This window comes from Marilutibacter spongiae, from assembly GCF_014145325.1.
In the GTDB taxonomy this organism is placed as follows: Bacteria; Pseudomonadota; Gammaproteobacteria; order Xanthomonadales; family Xanthomonadaceae; genus Marilutibacter; species Marilutibacter spongiae.
Map to the genome: position 1 here is coordinate 1 of NZ_JACHTF010000003.1, position 18,525 is coordinate 18,525.

The window sequence follows — 18,525 nt, forward strand, 5'->3', positions numbered from 1 at the left end:
GGCGCCGGCGCCGTGGCGTCCGGCGGGGGCGCTTGCGCCTCGAGCGGCGGCGGGGTGGGGGCCTCCGGTGCGGTGGCCGGCGGGGCCTGGGCGGGCGCGGGCCCGGCCGGTGCGTCGGCCGGGGGGGTGTTCGCGATCGCGGTCTCGCCGGACGGCGCGGCGCAGGCGCCCAGGGAGAGGATCAGGGCAGCGAAGAGCGCGACCCAGGGCCGGGCGTGCCAGGTCGGGTCGAGGCGGCGCGCGGTGCGCGCTGTGGATGCATCAAGCATGGCAAGCTCCCTGCGGTTCCGGTGCCCGGCGTGCCGCCGGGCGAGCCCGTGCGTGCAGGGTACGACAGCCCCCCGCACGACGTCTTCCTTGTGTTCAGCCCTTGTTGGCCCAGGTGTCGCGCAGTGTCACGGCGCGGTTGAATACCGGCGCGCCGGGCGCATGGTCCTTGCGGTCCGCGCTGAAGTAGCCGATGCGCTCGAACTGGAATGCCTGCTCGGGCGCCGCCGATGCGGCCGCGGGCTCCACGTAGCCGGTGACCACACGGCGCGAGTCCGGGTTGATGTGGTCCTGGTAGGTCTTGCCGTCGGTATCGTCGTCGGGGTCGGCGACGTCGAACAGGCGGTCGTACAGGCGCACCTCGGCCGCGATGGCGTGGACGGCGCTGACCCAGTGGATGGTGCCCTTGATCTTGCGGTTGGCGCCCTCCATGCCCGGTCGCGATTCCGGATCGAGGCTGCCGCGCAGTTCGACGATGTGGCCGTTCGCGTCCTTGACGACCTCATCGCACTTCACGATGCCCGCGCCGCGCAGGCGGACCTCGCCGCCGGCGACCAGGCGCTTGAAGCCCTTGGGCGGGACCTCGGCGAAATCCTCGCGCTCGATCCACAGCCGGTTGGAGAACGGCACCTGGCGCTCGCCGAAGCCTTCGTCCTTGGGGTGGTTGGGGAAGGCCAGCGATTCCTCGTGCCCCTCGGGCAGGTTGGTCAGCACCAGCTTGAGCGGCTCGATGACCGCCATGCGGCGCGGCGCGGCCGCGTCCAGGTCTTCGCGCAGGCAGCCTTCCAGCACCGAGTAGTCGATGACCGAATTCTGCTTGCTGATGCCCAGCCGCTCGGCGAACAGGCGCAGCGACGCCGGCGTGTAGCCGCGGCGGCGGATGCCCTGCAGGGTCGGCATGCGCGGGTCGTCCCAGCCGTCGACCAGGCCGGCCTGGACCAGCGCCATCAGCTTGCGCTTGCTCATCACCGTGTAGTTGAGGTTCGCGCGCGAGAACTCGATCTGCCGGGGCGCGCTGGCTTCCATCGGCAGCCCGGCGTCGACCAGCGGCCGCAGCAGTTCCGGCGAGCCGGCCAGGTCGACCTTCTCCACGCACCAGTTGTAGAGCGGGCGGTGGTCCTCGAACTCCAGCGTGCACAGCGAGTGGGTGATGCCCTCGATGGCGTCGCCCAGCGAGTGCGCGTAGTCGTACATCGGGTAGATCGGCCAGGCGTCGCCGGTGTTCTGGTGCGCGACCTTCTTGATGCGGTACAGCGCGGGGTCGCGCAGGTTCATGTTGCCGCTGGCCATGTCGATCTTCGCGCGCAGCGTGCGCGTGCCGTCGGCGAACTCGCCCGCTCGCATGCGCCTGAACAGGTCGAGGTTCTCCTCGACGCCGCGGTCGCGCCAGGGCGAGTCTCGTCCCGGCTCGGTGAGCGTGCCGCGGTACTCGCGCACCTGCTCCGCGCTGAGGTCGCAAACGAAGGCGTCCCCCTGCGCGATGAGCTTTTCCGCCGCAAGGTAGTACACCTCGAAGTAGTCCGAGGAGTGGCGCAGCGAATGCCAATCGAAGCCCAGCCAGCGCACGTCCTCCTGGATGGCGCGCACGTACTCGGGGTCTTCCTTCGCGGGATTGGTGTCGTCCAGGCGCAGGTTGCACGCGCCGCCGAACTCGGCGGCGATCCCGAAGTCCAGGCAGATCGCCTTGGCGTGGCCAATGTGCAGGTAGCCATTGGGCTCGGGCGGGAATCGGGTCTTGATCGCCGCATGCTTGCCGCTCGCGAGGTCGTCGCGGACGATCTGGCGGATGAAGTCCTGCTTCTGGGGCGCCGGGTCGGTGGCGGGGCTGGCGGTGGCGGGACGATCGGGCGTGGCGGACATGCGTGGGGCACAGGCGTGGGTGGATCGCCCAGTTTAGCCGGTTACGCCGCCATGGGCGGCGTTGACGCCCCGTGCTTGACGACCGGCGTATGCTCGATTCAGCCCCCCGCGCATAAGGTGTGACGATGAAGGTCGTCTATGAAGCCGCCAACCTGATCGATGCCCACCTGGTCAAGCACGCCCTGGAAGACAGGGAGATCCCCGTGTTCCTGCGCGGGGAAAACCTCGTCGGCGGCATGGGCGAGTTGCCCCTGTTCGGGGTGATCGCGGTATGCGTGCCCGACAGCGCCTGGCCAGAGGCCAGCGAGATCGTCGCCGCGCTGCCCATCGCCGAGGCCGCTGAGGCGCCCGCCGCGGATGCCTCGCCCCTGGACGGGGCGGACTGGGTCCCGGCCTGAGCGTGGACGCGGTGCCCCCTTTCCAGGCCTTGCGCGACAGGGTCAGGGACGTCCCGGACTTCCCGTCGCCAGGGGTGCTGTTCCGCGACCTGACGCCGCTGCTTGCCGATCCTCGCGCGTTCGATGCATGCATCGAGGCGCTGGCCGCGCCCTGGAGCGCGGCCGGGATCGACGTGGTCTGCGGGATCGAAGCACGGGGTTTCATCTTCGGCGCCGCCCTCGCGCGACGGCTCGAGGCCGGTTTCGTGCCGCTGCGCAAGCCGGGCAAGCTGCCGCCGCCCGTGGTGGAGGTCGAATACGCGCTCGAGTACGGCGCCGACCGGCTGCAGGCCGCGGCGGGCGCGCTGCAGGGACACCGCCGCGTGTTGCTGGTCGACGACGTGCTGGCGACCGGCGGTACCCTTGCCGCGGCGTGCCGGCTGGTCGAGCGCCTGGGCGCCGGCATCGCCGGTGCGGCGGTCGTCATCGAGATCGAATCCCTCGCCGGGCGCACGCGGTGGCCGTGCGACACGCCGCTGCACGCTGTCCTGCGCTACTGAACGAACCCGCGGCGGTCGGCGACCGTCGCCCCGTCCACAACGATGGAGAAGGATCCATGCTCGGCATCGGTGCCTACAAACAACGCCTGCCCGCACCCGGCGATGCGCTGCCGGGTCGCGACCAGCCCCTGCCGCTGCACAATGCCCACCACGTGCACGGGCGGCCGCTTCGCGACGACTTCGAGGGCCTGGCCTGGCTGCAGTTCGGCATGGGCTGCTTCTGGGGTGCGGAGCGGATGTTCTGGTCCATCCCCGGGGTGGTCACCACGGCGGTGGGCTATGCCGGCGGGCAGACGCCGAACCCGACCTACCGCGAGGTCTGCAGCGGGCAGACCGGGCACACGGAGGCGGTCCGGGTGGTCTACGACCCGGCCAGGGTCGGCATCGGCGTGTTGCTCAAGGCGTTCTGGGAGGGCCACGACCCGACCCAGGGCATGCGCCAGGGCAACGACGTGGGCACCCAGTACCGTTCCGTCATCCACTGTACGGGCGAAGCCCAGTACGAGGCGGCGCTGGCCAGTCGCGAGGCATTCCAGGCGCGCCTGGACGATGCGGGGCTGGGCGCGATCACCACCGAAATCGTGTATCCCGCACCCCGTTTCTACTACGCCGAAGACGAACACCAGCAGTACTTGTCCAAGCATCCGGGCGGTTATTGCGGCCTGGGCGGCACCGGTGTCAGCTGTCCTGTCGGCGTGGGGGCCTGAATACGCAAGCGCCCGGCCTTTTCCCCGCCATCACGCCGGGGGCCGGACGCTTTGCGTCCCGTTCCCGTTCCAGGAGGTCCCCCGTGAAGCACCTTGCCCCCCCGCTTCTGCTCGCACTGGCCGCCATGGCCTTGTCCGCCTGCCAACCCCAGACCGCCGCGGGCGACGACGAGCGCGCCACCGCGGATGCCGCGCCGACGGCAGCGGGCATGACCGACGCGGTGACGGGGGCGGAGGCGGGCACGGATGCCGACGACATGGGGGCGCCTGAAGGCACGAGCGATGCCGACCTGGCGCCGCCCTCGATCATGTCCCCCTCTGACGTCGATCCCGCGAGCGGTCCCTCCTTCGACTGCAGCCGCGCCAGCAGTTCGAGCGAGACGATGGTGTGCTCGGATCCCGCGCTGGCCGCGCTGGATCGCGAACTCGAGGCCGTCTATGGCCGTCGGCTGGCGGCGACTTCCGGCGCGGAACACGATCGCCTCCAGGCCATGCAGCGCGGCTGGGTCAAGGGTCGCGACGAGTGCGGCAAGGCCGAGGACACGCAGCGCTGCGTGCGCGAGGCCTACCAGACCCGCCTGGTCGAACTGCAGATCGAGGGTGGCGAGGTGATGGTGCCCACGCCCGTCGAGTTCGTCTGCGACGACAATCGGCAGCCTTTCACGGCGACCTTCTACAACGACATCGAACCCCGTGCCGCGGTGCTGACGCTGGGCAACGACCAGGCCATCGCCATCGCCCAGCCAGCCGCCAGTGGCAGCCGCTACGGGCGCGAGGGCGTGGAGTTCCGGGAGCACCAGGGCGAAGCGACCGTCGACTTCCATGGCACCCGCCTGAGCTGCCGCGTGGCCCAGTGAGGGTGCGCGCCGGGGCCGGGGCATCCGGCGCCGGTCGACCGCGCGCGGGGCGTTCGCCCGGCACGCGCATGCGTGGATAGAATCAGGCGTCATCGCGGCCGTCGTCGCGTCCCGGCCGAGGATCTTCCATCGCATGACCCGCAGCACGTGGCTCTGGCTGGTCGTCGCCACGACCTTTGCGGCCCTCGCGGCCACCTTCCTGTTCGATCCACCGGCACCCCTGCCCCGCTTCGAGGACGCAGGACCGCCCGCCACCCCCATCGGCGGCCCGTCGCGGGTGCGCCTGCTGGCGGGCGAGGGCGTGCGCGGCACGCTCGACGGCGAGGGGCGTCGTGCCCGCTTCGCCGATCCCTGGGGCCTGGCCCTGTCGCGGGACGGCCATCTGTTCGTGGCCGACGGCGGCGAGGGCAACCGCATCCGCCGCATCGCCCCGGACGGCACCGTGGCGACGCTGGCGGGCGGGCGCGAGGGCTTCCTTGACGGCCCCGGCGGCCTGGCGGCCTTCGATACGCCCTCCGGGCTGGCGCTGGACCTGGCCGGCAACCTGTACGTCGCCGATACCGGCAACCATGCGATCCGCAAGCTGGGACCCGACGGCACGGTCAGCACGCTCGCCGGCAACGGCCGTCGTGGGTATCGCGACGGACCGGGCGCCCAGGCGCAGTTCGATGCGCCGATGGGCGTGGCGGTCGACGCCAGCGGGCGCGTGTACGTGGCCGACACCTACAACGATCGGATCCGGATGATCCAGCCCGACGGTCGCGTCTCCACCCTGGCCGGCGATGGCCGCACCGGCGCCGTCGACGGCCCCGGCGCCGTGGCCCGCTTCGATACGCCGACCGATCTCGTGGCCGGAGCCCGCGGCGAACTGTGGATCGCCGACAGCGGCAACGGTGCCATCCGCCACATGGATGGCCGCGGTCGCGTTTCGACGCCGATGACCGACGTGCCCAGCGTGCCCATTGGCCTGGCCCGGAGCCACGACGGCGTGCTCCACGTGGCCGGCATCTGGCCCAGCCGGGTCCTGCAGGTGGGCCGCGACGGCCGCTGGCGCGTCCTGGAGAGCGACGAACGCCCGGACGCACGCTTCTCGCGGCCCGCCGGCATCGCGGTGGACCGCCGCGGCGGCGTCTTCGTGAGCGACGCGGGCGCGTACCGGGTGCATCGCCTGGTCCAGGCCGCACGCGCCTCCGGTCGCGCACGGGCGCCTGCCGTTCACGATCCGGCACGCGATGAAGGCGCGGGCTTCCCGGAACTGGGGCCTTCGCCCGGCGATCCGCTGCCGGCCACCGGCGGTCGCTGGCCGCTGCGCCCGCAGCTGGGCTGGCACGAGGTCGTGGGCACGCTCGGCGAGGTCCGCGGCAATTACCAGGGCGAAAGCCGCGACCATCTCCACGGCGGCCTGGACATCCGCGGCGACGTCGGCCAGCCGGTCCTCGCCATCGCCGACGCCAAGGTCAACCTGCCGCTGGCGACCTGGGGCCTGGATCGCCTGGGCGAGGGCTTCGCGCTCGACACCGTGCAGTACATCCACATGCGGGTCGGCCGCACGCCGCGCGGCGACCTGCTCGATCCGGAGCGTTTCCAGCTCGTGGCGGGCGACGACGGTACGCCTGCCCGCCTGCGCGTGCGCCGCGGCGAGCGATTCCGCGCCGGCGACATGCTCGGCACGATCAACCGCATGGCCCACGTGCACCTGGTGGCCGGCAACAGCGGCTACGAACGCAACGCGATCGCGCTGGGCTTCGTCGACTTCGCCGACCAGGTGCCGCCGCACATCGACGCGGTTGAAATCGTCGACGCGTCGGGCCGGGCGCTGGCGCGCGTCGACGGCCGGGTGGAGGTCGCACCGGGCGCCGGCGACCTGCAGATCGTGGTCGAGGCCTGGGACCAGGTCGACGACAACCTGCCGCGTCGCCGGCTGGGCCTGTACGCGGTGGGTTACCAGTGGTTGGATGCCGCCGGCCGGCCACTGCCGGGCTTCGACGCACCGCGCTTCAACATCGAGTTCAACCGCATGCCACCGCAGGACGATGCGGTCCTCGTGGCCTATGCACCCGGGAGCGGCATCACCGTGCACGGCAGCGCGGTGACGCGCTTCCGCTATGCATTGGCCAACACCGTCCGCGACGGACGCATCGCGAGAGGCGCCTGGCGCCCGGACGAGATGGCGCCGGGCGACTACCTGCTGCGCGTGCATGCGCGCGACTACAGCGGCAACGAGGCCCAGGCCGGACGCGACCTGCCGGTGCGGATACTGCCGCGCTTGCATGGGGCGGCGATGCCCTGAGCGGGATGACCCTGGGCCGGGTGTCCGTGGGCCGGATGCCCCTGAGCCGGGTGTCCGTGGGCTGGCTGAGCCTGGACAGGACGAAGGCCCTGCCGGGGCAGGGCCTTCGGGTGCCGGCTTCCAGGCCGCCCACTGTGTCGATGACGCGCCGCCGCGTGGGCGGCGTACTGCTTACTTGGAGTCGGCGTTCGACACGGTGAGGTCGCTGGTGTCGACATCGGTCACGCCCTCGGTGCTGCGGGCGATCTCGATGGCCTTGTCGATCTCGGCCTGGCTGCCCAGCGCGCCCGACATGTGGACCACGCCGTTGAGCGTGTCGACGTCGATCTCGGTGCCCTTGGTGAGGTCGTCGGCCAGCAGCTGGCTCTTCACCTTCGTGGTGATCCAGGTATCGCCCATCGGCTGGGTCGACTCGGCGTCGTTGACGGTCTCCTCCGGCTCGGTCTGCTGCGCGGCAGGGTTGGCGACCGCGTAGCCGGTGCCGACCAGCAGCATGGCGCCCATCAGGGCGCTGGCGCCGATATTCGAGATCCGCTTGGTATTGATGCGCATGGTGAACTCCTCGTCGTCTGTGGGATGGCCTCCGCGCGGACGACGTCGGGGGATGCGCCGTGCGGAAACTCCAGTGCCGACGCTACGCAGGCGGCGGTGAACGACGGGATATCGTGGTGTTAACGATGCGTGCGCAAGGTGTTCGCCACGCGTTCGAAACACGCGAAATCCGCGTGTATCGCGACAACGCGTCACAGTTCTGGCCCAAGCGCGGCTGAACGATCACAAGCCCGGCCGACGGTGTTCAGGCCGCGGACGGGGAACGATCCGGCCTCGCGGGAGGCCGGATCTTCGGCGCGCAGGTCAGAAGTCCCAGCGCGCAGAAACGCTCACCGGCACCGAGACGCGACTGCCGGTGTCGTTGATCGACGCCAGGCCCAGTCCGCCGATGGCGCTGTCGTCGTCGGACAGGTCGCCCACGTAGCGCACCCCGGTTTCGGCGGTGATGCTGAAACGGTCGTTGACCGGGATCGTGACGCCGACGTCGAGACCGCCGCTGACCGCCCAGCCCTTGTCGTAGAACGCCGCATCGGGAATGGTGATCGCGGCGGCGGGGATCTCGAAGGTGGCATCGATGGCGTCGGTCTGGGTGGCGCCCAGCCGCGCCGCGAGGTAGGGACGCGCGGCGCCCGCGGCCATGAAGTAGTGGCGGTAGCCGAACTCGATGCTCAGCGCGCGGTAGTCGGAGAACGTGCCATAGACCGGCAGTTCCGTGGCCAGTGCGGGCACGTAGGCGCCGCCGACCTGCACCCGGCCTTCGTCGGCGCGCGCCTGGCGGATCTGCCCGAACACCTCGGCGCGGTCGCTGAGGCCGTAGCTCATTTCGAGCCCCAACGAGGTCGCCATGTCGTAGATGCGGTCGTGGCCGCGGGCACCGATCCGCAACTCGGCGTCGACGCCGGAGAGCGCCGGGTTCAGGGGGCCGAGATCGGGCACCACGGCGGTGGCACCGTCATGCACGTCGCCACTGACCGGCGCCTCCACGCCGCCGGTCAACGAGAACGAAAAGCGGCCGGCCTCGGGGCCGGCTGCTGCGGGGAGGACGGGCGCGGCGGCAATCGCCAGCGCCGGGATGAGAAGCCGTGTCTTCATCGGATCACCTTCTTCCTTGGGAACGGGAAAGGGGGAGACGGGAAAAGGGGGGCGACTCCGCGGAGAGGAAGCACCACGACGAGGCGCGGAGCCGCCCGTTGAAGAACCCGGAGGCGGGGAGTGCGCCTCCGGGGATGCCCTGCCCAGGAGCGAGGTCAGGGCATCAGAACCGTGTCGATCACGTGGATGACGCCATTGGACTGCCGCAGGTCGGTGGCCGTGACCCGTGCGCTGTTGCCCTGGGCATCGGTGAGGGCAACGCCGTCGCCCTGCAGGCGCGCGGTCAGGGGTTCGCCCTGCACGGTGGTCAAGGTGGCGCTGCCGCCGCCGGCTTCGATCTGCTCCACCAGGGTCGCGGCGTCGACGTTGCCCGCCACCACGTGGTAGGTCAGCACGGATGCCAGCTTGGCCTTGTTGGCCGGTTCAAGCAGCGTCTCGACCGTGCCGTCGGGCAGCGCGTCGAACGCGGCGTTGGTGGGCGCGAACACGGTGAACGGGCCCTTGCCCTTGAGGGTGTCCACGAGGCCCGCGGCCTTGACCGCAGCGACCAGGGTGCCGTGGTCGGGCGAGGCCATGGCGCCACCGACGATATCGGTGGCGGGCCGGGTGGACGCCGCGGACGCCATGGGGGTGCCGGCGAAGGCGGTCGGGGCCAGCAGGGCAAGCGAGACTGCAAGGATGAATCGCGTGTGTTTCATCGAAGTCGCTCCTCGGTGCGTTGGGGGATGGCTGCTCGGCGCAGCGGCAGCCTGTACGCGACGCGTGGCGGATCGGATGCAGGGCGATCGTCGGAAGCGCCACGCCGTCCGGCAGTCGACGAGCGGAGGCATCCGATCGGCCAAGGCATGCGTACAACCCCCCAGGCCATATCGCGAGATGCCGCCATGCCCTTCCAGACCAGACGCCCGACGAGCCGCCTTCGCGCTTTGCTGCGTGCATCCACGGGACTTGACCGCTGCACGCGCCAGCGTCGTCCGGCACCCCTATGATGGCCGCTGACCTCGACACCGGAAGGGTGGCGGCCTTCGGGCCGGCCAGACGCTTGAATCGATCGCGCCAGTCCAGACCCGACGACGCCGGCTATTGGGCCGGGCAGATCGCGCGCGTGGCGCAGCAGCAGGACCGCGAGTGCTTCCTGCGCATCCACGACCACTTCGCGCCGCGCCTGCAGCGCTACATGCTCGGCCTCGGGGTCGCCCCCGCGCAGGCGGAAGAGCTGGTCCAGGACGTCATGCTCAAGGTCTGGCGTCGCGCGCGCCTGTTCGATCCAGCGCGCGCCCATTTCTCGACCTGGTTGTTCCGCATCGCGCGCAACCTGCACATCGACCACCTGCGCCGGCAGCCGCACTGGCTGCCGGTGGACGACGGCCTGGAGTACCTGGAGCGCCAGGAAGGCGACCGGGACGACGAAGGGCCGGACGCCGTGGCCGACCATGCCGGGCTCGGCGACGCGATCGACCGGCTGCCGGCCGCGCAGGCACGGTTGCTGCGCATGTCCTACCTGGAATCCAAGAGCCACAGCGAGATCGCCAGTGAGCTGGGGATGCCCCTGGGTACCGTCAAATCCAACCTGCGTCGCTCGTTCGAGAAGCTCAAGGACGCACTGAGGCCGCCCCTATGAATCCCCACCACCACCTCGACGCCGCCACCCTGCTCGGCTTCTCCGCCGGTGCGCTCCCGGACGCATTCTCCGTGGTCGTCGCCGCCCACCTGGAAGTGTGCGCGCATTGCCGGGCGCAACTGGGAAGCGCCGACCGGATCGGCGGGCAGTTGCTTCGCCAGCAGGAAGGCGCCCCGCTTGCGAGCGGGGCGCGGGAAGCGCTGATGGCGCGGCTGGACGCCGACCCGGTGCAGCTCGATCGCCCCGCGTCGCCGGCGCCGGTTCGCGGACGCGCCGACGAGGACCTTTTGCCGGCCGCGCTCAGGCCCTACTTCGGCGAGCGCTACAGCACCCTGCGCTGGCGCATGATCGGGCCGGGCGTCCACCACATCCGCTCGCGCGACGTCGACGACAGCCACCTGATGCTGCTGCGCACGTCGGCCGGGCGCAGCATTCCCATGCACAGCCACGGCGGCAACGAATTGACGATGATCCTGCGCGGTGCCTACGACGATGCCCTGGGCCACTTCGGCGCCGGCGACGTCGCCGACCTGGACTGCGACGTCGAACACCAGCCGGTCACCGCGCCGGGCGTGCCCTGCATCTGCGTGGCCGCCACCGACGCGCCGTTGCGGTTCCGGGGCTGGATCGCGCGTACGCTGCAGCCGCTGTTCGGCCTCTGAGCGTCGCGCCCCCGGCGCGTCGTGGCGTCTGCGACGCGCGCCCGCCGCCAAGGTCGTACCATCGGGATACATCATCTCGGGAGGCGGACCATGCGGCATGCGTTCTTGAAGGGCTTGGGGGTGGTCGTGCTGGGCGTCGCGTCGGCGGGCGCCCGGGCCTCGGGCGACCCGGGGGAAGCAGAATTCCGCGCGCTGTACCGCGAACTGGTCGAAACCAACACCACCCTGTCGTCGGGCAGCTGCACGCGCGCCGCCGAGGCCATGGGCGCGCGGCTGCGGGAGGCCGGCCTGCCCGCGTCCGACGTCGAGGTGATCGCACCGCCCGATCGTCCCCGCGACGGCGCGCTGGTGGCCTTGTTGCGCGGCAGCGACGCGCGCCTGAAGCCGCTCATGCTGCTGGCCCACATCGACGTGGTCGAGGCCAGGCGCGAGGACTGGGCGCGTGATCCGTTCACGCTGGTCGAGGAAGACGGTTTCTTCTACGCGCGCGGCGCCGCCGACGACAAGGCGATGGCCGCGGCCCTGACCGACAGCCTGGTCCGATATCGCCAGGAGGGCTACGTGCCGCGACGCGGCATCAAGCTCGCGCTCACCTGTGGCGAGGAAACCCCCGACACCTTCAACAGCGTGCGCTGGCTGCTGCAGACGCGCCCGGACGTCCTCGACGCGGCCTTCGTGATCAACGAAGGGGCCGGCGGCGAGCTCGACGCGGACGGCAAGCCGGTGGCGTTGCAAGTGCAGGCGGGCGAGAAGGTGTACCAGGACTTCCGCCTCGGCCTGGCCAACAGCGGCGGCCACAGCTCGCGTCCCAAGAAGGAAAACGCCATCGTCCAGATGAGCGCGGCGCTGGTGCGACTGGGCGCGTATCGTTTCCCCATCGCGGTCAACCCCGCGGTGCGGGCCTACTTCGAAGCCCAGGCGGGGCAGGCCTCGCCGGAGGTGGCCGCCGACATCCGCGCCGTGCTCGCCGATCCGGCCGACGAGGCCGCGGCCTTGCGGCTTTGGGACGTCAACCCCGGCTGGAACGGCATGCTGCGCACGACCTGCATCCCGAGCATGGTCGAAGGCGGCCACGCGCCGAACGCACAGCCGCAGAAGGTCACCGCCAACGTCAATTGCCGGATCCTGCCGGGCGTGCCGGTGGACACCGTGCAGGCGACGCTGGCCCGGGTGCTCGACGACCCGTCCATCGGCATCGAACCGGTCGGCGAGATCGGGCAGTCGACCGTGCCGCCGCCGCTGGACGCGGGGATGCTGGCGCCGGTGCGCGAGGTGGCCGAGGGGATCTGGCCGGGCGTCGCGATCGTGCCGACGATGACCACCGGCGGGACCGACGGCCGCTTCCTCAACGCCGCGGGCATTCCCACCTACGGTGTCTCGGGCATGTTCCACGACGCCGAAGGCAGCCATGCGCATGGCCTGGACGAGCGCATTCGCGTGCAGTCGCTGCTGGATGGGCGCCGTTTCCTGTACGCGCTCGTGCGTCGCTATGCCGATTCGGGCTGGGCCCCGGGTGGTCAGGCGGCCACCCCCGCGCCATGAGGAACCGCGGCGAGGCGCGCCAGGGCCGCCCCGCCGCGAACATGGCCTGCGTCAGCGACGAGCCGGCGCGGGCCTGGCCAGACCGGCGGCGAACGCCTCGTCGATCAGTCGCCTGACCTGCGCGTCGGCGCGGACCGCGGCGAGCTCGATCTGTTTGCCGACCGCTTCCATGTCCTTGCCGATCGCTTCCATCGGCTTGCCGGCGTCCTCCATCTGGCGGCCCAGGGCTTCCATGGGCGCCATGCGTGCCTCCATGCGCGCGGAGTGCGCCTCCATCGCGCGCTGCTCGACCTCCATGCGACGCGCGAGCTCGGCCTGCTCCTTCGCCAGCACTTCCATCTCGCGACGCGCCTGCTCGCGCGCCTGGGCGTCGCCGGTGGAGATGCGATCCGCCATCGCGGCCTGGCGCGCGCCCATGGCGCCTTGCCGTTCACCGAGTGCCTGCATGCGGCGACCGGCGGCTTCCAGCGCCTGGTCGTGATGGTCGGCTTCCGAAAGCGCCTCCATCCGTGCGCCCAGGGCCTCCATCCGTTCGCCATGCGGTCGCATCCGCGCATCGAGCGCTTGCATGCGGGCGTCCAGGGTGTCCAGCGGCGCCCACGCAGCCCGCGCCTTGGCGAGCGTGGCCGGATCGGTGACGACGTAGCTCTTGCCCTCGCGGTCGAGCCAGATGAAGTCGCCCTGGATCGATTCGCGCGCCCGTTGCACGGCATCGCGCGTCTGCATGTCGCCGACCAGGGTGATCGCGTCGTGGTCGCTCCGGACGAGCGCATACCCCTCGGCACCGCGGTCCCCGGTGACGTAGTGGGTGGTGGTCAGGCTCGAGGAAGTCGACCGTGCCGGCGCTTCCGGCGCGGCCTGGGGAGGCGTTGCGCGTGCCGGGGGCGCGGGTGGGGCGGCGCTCGATGGGCGGCCGGCTGGTGCGGCCGGCACCACGGGCGCCTGCGCCGGGGTCGCCGGGGCGGGCTGGGCCGGTGCGACCGGCGCGGGCGTCGGCGTCGAGGCGGCATGGGCGATGGCCAGGCCGGCGATGGCCATGGCGACCAGGGGCAGGGCGACCACGCCGCGCAGGGCGCTGCGCGGCGGACGGACGAGTTGCTGTATGCGGGACATGAGCTGACCTCCATGCGCGGCGAGCGCGGGGTTGGGGACGGGAACGGCGTAGCGGTCGAGTTCCGACAGGGCGACGGCGAGGCGGCGCGGCTCGCCGATCAGCGTGGCGGCGAGGTCGTCGGCGACCTGCTCGCGCTCCAGCCGGATGCGGCGCGACAGCCACCAGGTGACCGGGTGGTAGAACAGCAGTATCTCGACCACGCCCTGCAACAGGTTCACCAGGTAGTCGTGGCGACGCACGTGGGCCAGTTCATGCGCCACCAGCGCTTCCAGCAGGGGCGTGGGCATGCGCAGCACGAGCGCGGCGGGGACCATCACGACCGGCCGCCACCAGCCCACCGACAGTGGCGAGTCGCCGTCGGCGAGCACGCGCCAGGCCACGGGACGGCGGATGCCCAGCGCGCGGGCCATGGCGTCGAGGCGGCACTGCCATCCATCGTCGCCGGCGGCCAGGGAGCCGGCATGCAGGCGGTGGACCCAGCGCAGGCCCAGGCCCATGCGGATCGCGAGCAGTCCGGCCCCCGCGGCCCACAGGGCGACGATCCAGGGCAGGCTGTCGGGCGGGAGGTCGGGCCAGGCGTCCGGCCGGAAGGCGGGATCCAGCGCGCCCGGGCTGTCGGGCTGGAAGCTGAAGAAGCGCGCGCCCGCCGCGTCCGCCATGCCCGTTCCAGGGGGCGGCGTCCCGTCGACCGGTGCCGACAGCGCGCGCAGCAGGTGCGAGGCGGGCAGCACGACACAGGCCAGCAGGGCCAGGCACGCCACGGCGTAGCGCGCCTGCGGTCGCGCATGGCGCAACAGGCCCAGTGCGAGCCAGGCCAGTACGCCGACGACCGCCCCCTGCCACAGGAAGGCGAACAGGGTGCCAGCGATGGCAGGCACCAGGGTGGTGGCGAGCTCAGTCATCGCGGGTGTCCTCCAGGAAGCGCTGGATCTCCGCGCGTTCCTCGTCGCTGACGCGGCCGCCACGCAGCGCCGCCAGCACGAGGTCCTTGCCGGAGCCGGAAAAGGCCTTGTGGATCAGGTCGTCGAGCAGCCGCGTCTGCAGCGAGCCCTGCGCCTGTGCGGCGGCATAGACGTGCGAGCGCTGGCTTTCGTCGCGCGTGAGCAGCCCCTTGCCATGCATGACCTGCATGAGTCGAAGCACGGTGGCGTAGGTCAGCTCGGGGCGCTCGCGCTGCATCAGCTCGTGGACCTGCTTGACGGTGCCCGGCCCCAGGCGCCAGAGCGTGCGCAGCAGGCCCAGTTCGGCGGGCGTGGGCTTGGGCGGTCGGGGCGGTCGGGACATTGCGGCAGCCTGGATTCCGATGATGGATGTCACCCTACGCTTGCTAGACAATCTTGTCTAGACCATGTGGTCTATGACTGATGGCAGGGGTGTCGTCGCCGGCTTGCATCGAATGACGTGCCCGTGCCGTCCGCACGTCGAGGCGACATGGTCCCCGGTACGATCCTCGACGCCGCCTGCGCATCGGCGCGGCGTTCCTTTTTCCCGAGACCCCCCCATGCCCGCTCCCCAATTGTTCCAGCCGCTCGACGTCGGCGGCCTTCCGCTGTCCAACCGCATCGTCATCGCGCCGATGTGCCAGTACTCCGCCGTCGACGGTTGCATGACCGACTGGCATCGCGTCCACCTGGGCCAACTCGCGCTCTCGGGCGCGGCGCTGCTCACCCTGGAAGCCAGCGCGGTCGTGCCGGAGGGACGTATCACCCATGCCGATGTGGGCCTGTACGACGACGCGACCGAAGCGGCGATGGCCGCGACGCTCGCCGTCGTGCGCCAATGCTCTGACATGCCGATCTCGATCCAGCTGGCCCATGCCGGCCGCAAGGCCTCGACCCGGCGCCCCTGGGAGGGCGGCGGGCAACTGCCGCCCGGCGATCCGGACGGCTGGCAGACCGAGGCGCCCTCGGCCGTGCCGTTCCAGGCCGGCGAGCAGGCGCCGCGCGCGCTCGATCGCGCGGGCATGGTCGCCATCCGCGACGGCTTCGTCGACGCTGCGCGTCGCGCGGCGCGCCTGGGCATCGAGGCGGTGCAGATCCACGCCGCCCACGGCTACCTGCTGCACCAGTTCCTGTCGCCGCTGTCCAACCGGCGCGACGACGAATGGGGCGGCAGCCTGGAGAATCGCATGCGTTTCCCGCTCGAGGTCTTCGATGCCGTGCGTGCCGCGTTTCCGGCGGAGCGCCCGGTCACCGTCCGCCTCTCGGGGACCGACTGGGTGGTGGGAGGCTGGGACCTGGCCCAGACCCTGGTCTTCTCGCGCGAGCTCGAAGCGCGCGGTTGCGCCGGCATCCACGTCTCCAGCGGTGGCCTGCATCCCGGGCAGGCGATCCCGGTCGGCCCCGGCTACCAGGTGCCGCTGGCGCGCGCGGTGAAAGCGGCCGTCGGCGTGCCGGTGGTCGCGGTCGGGCTGATCACCGACTACGACCATGCCGAGGCGATCGTCGCCACCGGCGACGCCGACCTGGTCGCGCTGGCCCGCGGCATCCTCTACGACCCGCGATGGCCGTGGCACGCGGCGGCGCACCTGGGGGCCGCGGTGAAGGCCCCGCCGCAGTACCTGCGCTGCCAGCCGCGCCGGCACCCGGACCTGTTCGCGGTCTGAGCGTTCCCGGAAGCGGGCCCACGGGGACGAACCTGAACGGTTCGTCCAAACCATCGACACGGGACGGCGCGGCCCCGGGCCGATAGCCTTGCCGCTCTTCATCCTGCTGGAATCGTGCATGAAACTTTCCACCCTCAGCCTCGGCATGGCCGTGGCGCTCGGCCTGGCCGCGTCCTTTCCCGCCGCGGCGGACTCCGCCGGCAAGCCCCTGCTGGGCGACTTCGGCGTCGACCTGAGCGCGCGCGACCTGGGCGTGAAGCCCGGCGACGACTTCAACCGCCATGTCAGCGGCCACTGGCTGGACACCTACGAGCTGAAGGACTACGAGGTCTCGTACGGCTCGTTCAACGAGCTGCGCGACCGCTCCGAGGCGCAGGTGCGCGCGATCATGGACGAGCTGGCCAAGCGCGACGACCTCGCGGCGGGCAGCGACGCCCGCAAGCTGCACGACTACTACCTGAGCTTCATGGACCGCGCCGCGCGCGACGCCGCCGGCATCGCGCCGCTGGCGCCGGTGCTCGACCGCATCGCCGCGATCGACTCGAGCGCGGACCTCGTCGCGGCCTTCGGTCATGTCGACCTGGACGGCACCACGGCGCCGGTCGGCCTGGGCCTGGGGCTGGACCGCAAGGACCCCGACCAGTACCTGGTGTCGCTCGGCGTCGGCGGCCTGGGCCTGCCCGACAAGGACTACTACCTCAACCAGGACGCGCGCTTCGCCGGCATCCGCGACGCCTACGTCGACCACATCGAGCGCATGCTCGGCCTGGCCGGCGTCGCCGATGCGCGCGCGCGCGCCGAGGCGGTCATGGCCCTGGAAACCGCGCTGGCGAAACCGCAGTGGGAGCGCGCCGACAAGCGCGACCGCGACAAGACCTACAACGTGGTGGCCTTCGCCGACCTGTCGCGCCAGTACCCCGGCTTCGACTGGGCCGCGCTCGCGCGCGCGCAGGGCATGGCCTCGCTGGACCGCGTCAACGTCGTCACGCCCAGCGCGGTCAAGCCGGTGCTCGACGTCATCGCCGCCACGCCGTTGCCGGTCTGGCGCGACTACCTGACCTTCCACGCGGTGGACGGCAACGCGCCGTTCCTGAGCACGGAGATCGACGAGGCGTCCTTCGACTTCAATGGCAAGGTGCTCGGCGGGGCCAAGGCCCAGCGCGAGGACTGGAAGCGCGCGCTGGCCCTGGTCGGCGCGAAGGACGGGCTGGGCGACGCGCTCGGCAAGCTCTACGTCGCGCGCTACTTCACGCCCGAGGCGAAGGCCGCAATGGACGACCTGGTCGCCAACCTCCGCGCCGCGCTGCGCCAGAACATCGGCCAGATCGACTGGATGAGCGAGGCGACCAAGGCCGAGGCCTACCGCAAGCTGGAAACCTTCAACCCGAAGATCGGCTATCCCTCCAAGTGGACCGACTACGGCAGCGTGTCGATCGTGCCCGACGACCTGATGGCCAACGTCGTCGCGATGCGCGCGTTCAACCGCGAGGACAGCAACCGCCGCATCGGCACCCGGACCGACCGCGACGAATGGTTCATGACCCCGCAGACGGTCAACGCCTACTACAACTCCACCTTCAACGAGATCGTGTTCCCGGCGGCGATCCTGCAGGCGCCGTTCTTCGACCTCAACGCCGACCCCGCGGTCAATTACGGCGGAATCGGCGCGGTGATCGGCCACGAGATGGGCCACGGATTCGACGACCAGGGCAGCAAGTCCGACTACGCCGGCATCCAGCGCAACTGGTGGACCGACGCCGACCGCGAGCACTTCGAGGCGCGCACCTCGGCGCTGGGCAAGCAATACGACGCGTTCTGCCCGCTGGAAGGGCAGTGCGTCAACGGCGCGCTGACCATGGGCGAGAACCTGGGCGACCTGGGCGGCATCTCGATGGCCTACACCGCCTACCACATGAGCCTGGACGGCAAGCCGGCCCCGGTCATCGACGGCCTCACCGGGGACCAGCGCTTCTTCCTGTCGTTCGGCCAGATCTGGCGCGGCAAGTACCGCGAGGAGGCGCTGGTCAACCTGATCAAGACCAACCCGCATTCCCCGGTGATGTACCGCGCCAACGGGCCGGTGCGGAACTTCGATCCCTGGTACGAGGCCTTCGACGTCAAGCCCGGCGACGCGATGTACCTGCCGCCCGAGCAGCGCGTGCGCATCTGGTAAACCTTTCGCGCGACCCCTGGCCCCGGCCAGGCATTGGCCGACCGGCGCCCGCTCACGCGGGCGCCTTTTTTTCTGGTTCTTCTCCCCACCGACGGGAGAATGGCGCCCGGCTGCCCCGGGCGGCCTGTGGATGCCCAACGCGACACGCTGGGGCGGCCACCCGTCAGCACCGTAGGAGGGGTAGCGCGAAGCAAAACCCATCACTCGTCGTGCGTGCAATTTCGCGACGGTGGGTTTCGCCTTTGG

At 71.3% G+C, this 18,525-nt stretch carries 17 protein-coding genes; 10 read left to right on the top strand and 7 right to left on the bottom strand.

From position 1 onward, the window contains the following. Both H4F98_RS03170 and H4F98_RS03175 read right to left on the bottom strand, forming a co-directional pair. Nucleotides 1-269 (bottom strand): hypothetical protein (locus tag H4F98_RS03170; protein WP_220479075.1); only part of this gene is annotated, 269 nt, incomplete at its 3' end. A gap of 94 nt (nt 270-363) precedes the next feature. Further along, a complete protein-coding gene (locus tag H4F98_RS03175) occupies nt 364-2,127 on the bottom strand; it encodes a glutamine--tRNA ligase/YqeY domain fusion protein (RefSeq protein ID WP_182685226.1) in 1,764 nt (587 codons plus the stop codon). Between the two features lie 125 nt (nt 2,128-2,252). Between H4F98_RS03175 and H4F98_RS03180 the strand changes: the two genes are divergently transcribed. The 5 genes from H4F98_RS03180 (at nt 2,253) to H4F98_RS03200 (ending at nt 6,918) form a co-directional block, all read left to right on the top strand. Further along, nucleotides 2,253-2,525: a putative signal transducing protein gene (locus H4F98_RS03180; RefSeq protein WP_182685227.1), complete on the top strand. Its 273-nt coding sequence runs from the start codon at nt 2,253-2,255 to the stop codon at nt 2,523-2,525. A gap of 11 nt (nt 2,526-2,536) precedes the next feature. Next, on the top strand, nt 2,537-3,064 hold the full coding sequence (locus tag H4F98_RS03185) for an adenine phosphoribosyltransferase (RefSeq protein WP_343064717.1): 528 nt from the start codon (nt 2,537-2,539) through the stop codon (nt 3,062-3,064). Nucleotides 3,065-3,120: 56 nt separating this feature from the next. Next, nucleotides 3,121-3,771, top strand: a complete 651-nt coding sequence (msrA, locus tag H4F98_RS03190; protein ID WP_182685228.1) for a peptide-methionine (S)-S-oxide reductase MsrA — start codon at nt 3,121-3,123, stop codon at nt 3,769-3,771. A gap of 83 nt (nt 3,772-3,854) precedes the next feature. Further along, nucleotides 3,855-4,628, top strand: coding sequence for an MliC family protein (locus tag H4F98_RS16785; protein WP_182685229.1), 774 nt, complete (start codon nt 3,855-3,857; stop codon nt 4,626-4,628). A gap of 133 nt (nt 4,629-4,761) precedes the next feature. Then, the gene (locus H4F98_RS03200) at nt 4,762-6,918 is read left to right on the top strand and encodes an NHL repeat-containing protein (protein ID WP_182685230.1); all 2,157 of its coding nucleotides are present in this window, start codon (nt 4,762-4,764) and stop codon (nt 6,916-6,918) included. Between the two features lie 171 nt (nt 6,919-7,089). Here the strand turns inward: H4F98_RS03200 and H4F98_RS03205 are convergent, their stop codons facing one another. From H4F98_RS03205 to H4F98_RS03215, 3 genes are all read right to left on the bottom strand, one after another. Beyond that, nucleotides 7,090-7,470 carry a BON domain-containing protein gene (locus tag H4F98_RS03205; protein WP_182685231.1) on the bottom strand — a complete coding sequence of 127 codons (381 nt, stop codon included), beginning with the start codon at nt 7,468-7,470 and terminating at the stop codon, nt 7,090-7,092. Nucleotides 7,471-7,773: 303 nt separating this feature from the next. Further along, nucleotides 7,774-8,562, bottom strand: coding sequence for a hypothetical protein (locus H4F98_RS03210; RefSeq protein ID WP_182685232.1), 789 nt, complete (start codon nt 8,560-8,562; stop codon nt 7,774-7,776). A gap of 155 nt (nt 8,563-8,717) precedes the next feature. Then, nucleotides 8,718-9,260 (bottom strand): fasciclin domain-containing protein, encoded by a 543-nt coding sequence (locus tag H4F98_RS03215; protein WP_182685233.1) that lies wholly within the window; start codon nt 9,258-9,260, stop codon nt 8,718-8,720. Between the two features lie 287 nt (nt 9,261-9,547). Here H4F98_RS03215 and H4F98_RS03220 point away from each other — a divergent pair, with 287 nt between their 5' ends. The 3 genes from H4F98_RS03220 (at nt 9,548) to H4F98_RS03230 (ending at nt 12,387) form a co-directional block, all read left to right on the top strand. Continuing rightward, complete coding sequence (locus H4F98_RS03220) at nt 9,548-10,183, top strand: sigma-70 family RNA polymerase sigma factor (RefSeq protein ID WP_425487564.1); 636 nt, start codon at nt 9,548-9,550, stop codon at nt 10,181-10,183. Further along, complete coding sequence (locus tag H4F98_RS03225) at nt 10,180-10,845, top strand: ChrR family anti-sigma-E factor (RefSeq protein ID WP_182685235.1); 666 nt, start codon at nt 10,180-10,182, stop codon at nt 10,843-10,845. Before H4F98_RS03220 ends, H4F98_RS03225 begins: the two co-directional genes overlap by 4 nt. A gap of 90 nt (nt 10,846-10,935) precedes the next feature. Continuing rightward, nucleotides 10,936-12,387, top strand: a complete 1,452-nt coding sequence (locus H4F98_RS03230; protein ID WP_182685236.1) for a M20/M25/M40 family metallo-hydrolase — start codon at nt 10,936-10,938, stop codon at nt 12,385-12,387. Nucleotides 12,388-12,438: 51 nt separating this feature from the next. On the opposite strand, the gene H4F98_RS03235 is transcribed toward H4F98_RS03230, so the two are convergent. Both H4F98_RS03235 and H4F98_RS03240 read right to left on the bottom strand, forming a co-directional pair. After that, a complete protein-coding gene (locus H4F98_RS03235) occupies nt 12,439-14,403 on the bottom strand; it encodes a M56 family metallopeptidase (protein WP_182685237.1) in 1,965 nt (654 codons plus the stop codon). Then, complete coding sequence (locus H4F98_RS03240; protein WP_182685238.1) at nt 14,396-14,785, bottom strand: BlaI/MecI/CopY family transcriptional regulator; 390 nt, start codon at nt 14,783-14,785, stop codon at nt 14,396-14,398. Before H4F98_RS03240 ends, H4F98_RS03235 begins: the two co-directional genes overlap by 8 nt. A gap of 217 nt (nt 14,786-15,002) precedes the next feature. Between H4F98_RS03240 and H4F98_RS03245 the strand changes: the two genes are divergently transcribed. Both H4F98_RS03245 and H4F98_RS03250 read left to right on the top strand, forming a co-directional pair. Next, entirely contained in the window at nt 15,003-16,106 is a 1,104-nt protein-coding gene (locus H4F98_RS03245; RefSeq protein WP_182685239.1) for an NADH:flavin oxidoreductase/NADH oxidase, read from the top strand. A 118-nt stretch (nt 16,107-16,224) separates the two neighbouring features. Further along, nucleotides 16,225-18,279, top strand: coding sequence for a M13 family metallopeptidase (locus tag H4F98_RS03250; RefSeq protein ID WP_182685240.1), 2,055 nt, complete (start codon nt 16,225-16,227; stop codon nt 18,277-18,279). Nucleotides 18,280-18,525 lie beyond the last annotated feature (246 nt).

Bases quoted from the DNA above. Each gene is read 5' to 3' on its own strand.
- H4F98_RS03175 (WP_182685226.1), bottom strand. From the start codon at position 2,127: ATGTCCGCCACGCCCGATCGTCCCGCCACCGCCAGCCCCGCCACCGAC.
- H4F98_RS03180 (WP_182685227.1), top strand. From the start codon at position 2,253: ATGAAGGTCGTCTATGAAGCCGCCAACCTGATCGATGCCCACCTGGTC.
- msrA (WP_182685228.1), top strand. From the start codon at position 3,121: ATGCTCGGCATCGGTGCCTACAAACAACGCCTGCCCGCACCCGGCGAT.
- H4F98_RS03200 (WP_182685230.1), top strand. From the start codon at position 4,762: ATGACCCGCAGCACGTGGCTCTGGCTGGTCGTCGCCACGACCTTTGCG.
- H4F98_RS03205 (WP_182685231.1), bottom strand. From the start codon at position 7,470: ATGCGCATCAATACCAAGCGGATCTCGAATATCGGCGCCAGCGCCCTG.
- H4F98_RS03210 (WP_182685232.1), bottom strand. From the start codon at position 8,562: ATGAAGACACGGCTTCTCATCCCGGCGCTGGCGATTGCCGCCGCGCCC.
- H4F98_RS03215 (WP_182685233.1), bottom strand. From the start codon at position 9,260: ATGAAACACACGCGATTCATCCTTGCAGTCTCGCTTGCCCTGCTGGCC.
- H4F98_RS03220 (WP_425487564.1), top strand. From the start codon at position 9,548: ATGATGGCCGCTGACCTCGACACCGGAAGGGTGGCGGCCTTCGGGCCG.
- H4F98_RS03225 (WP_182685235.1), top strand. From the start codon at position 10,180: ATGAATCCCCACCACCACCTCGACGCCGCCACCCTGCTCGGCTTCTCC.
- H4F98_RS03230 (WP_182685236.1), top strand. From the start codon at position 10,936: ATGCGGCATGCGTTCTTGAAGGGCTTGGGGGTGGTCGTGCTGGGCGTC.
- H4F98_RS03235 (WP_182685237.1), bottom strand. From the start codon at position 14,403: ATGACTGAGCTCGCCACCACCCTGGTGCCTGCCATCGCTGGCACCCTG.
- H4F98_RS03240 (WP_182685238.1), bottom strand. From the start codon at position 14,785: ATGTCCCGACCGCCCCGACCGCCCAAGCCCACGCCCGCCGAACTGGGC.
- H4F98_RS03245 (WP_182685239.1), top strand. From the start codon at position 15,003: ATGCCCGCTCCCCAATTGTTCCAGCCGCTCGACGTCGGCGGCCTTCCG.
- H4F98_RS03250 (WP_182685240.1), top strand. From the start codon at position 16,225: ATGAAACTTTCCACCCTCAGCCTCGGCATGGCCGTGGCGCTCGGCCTG.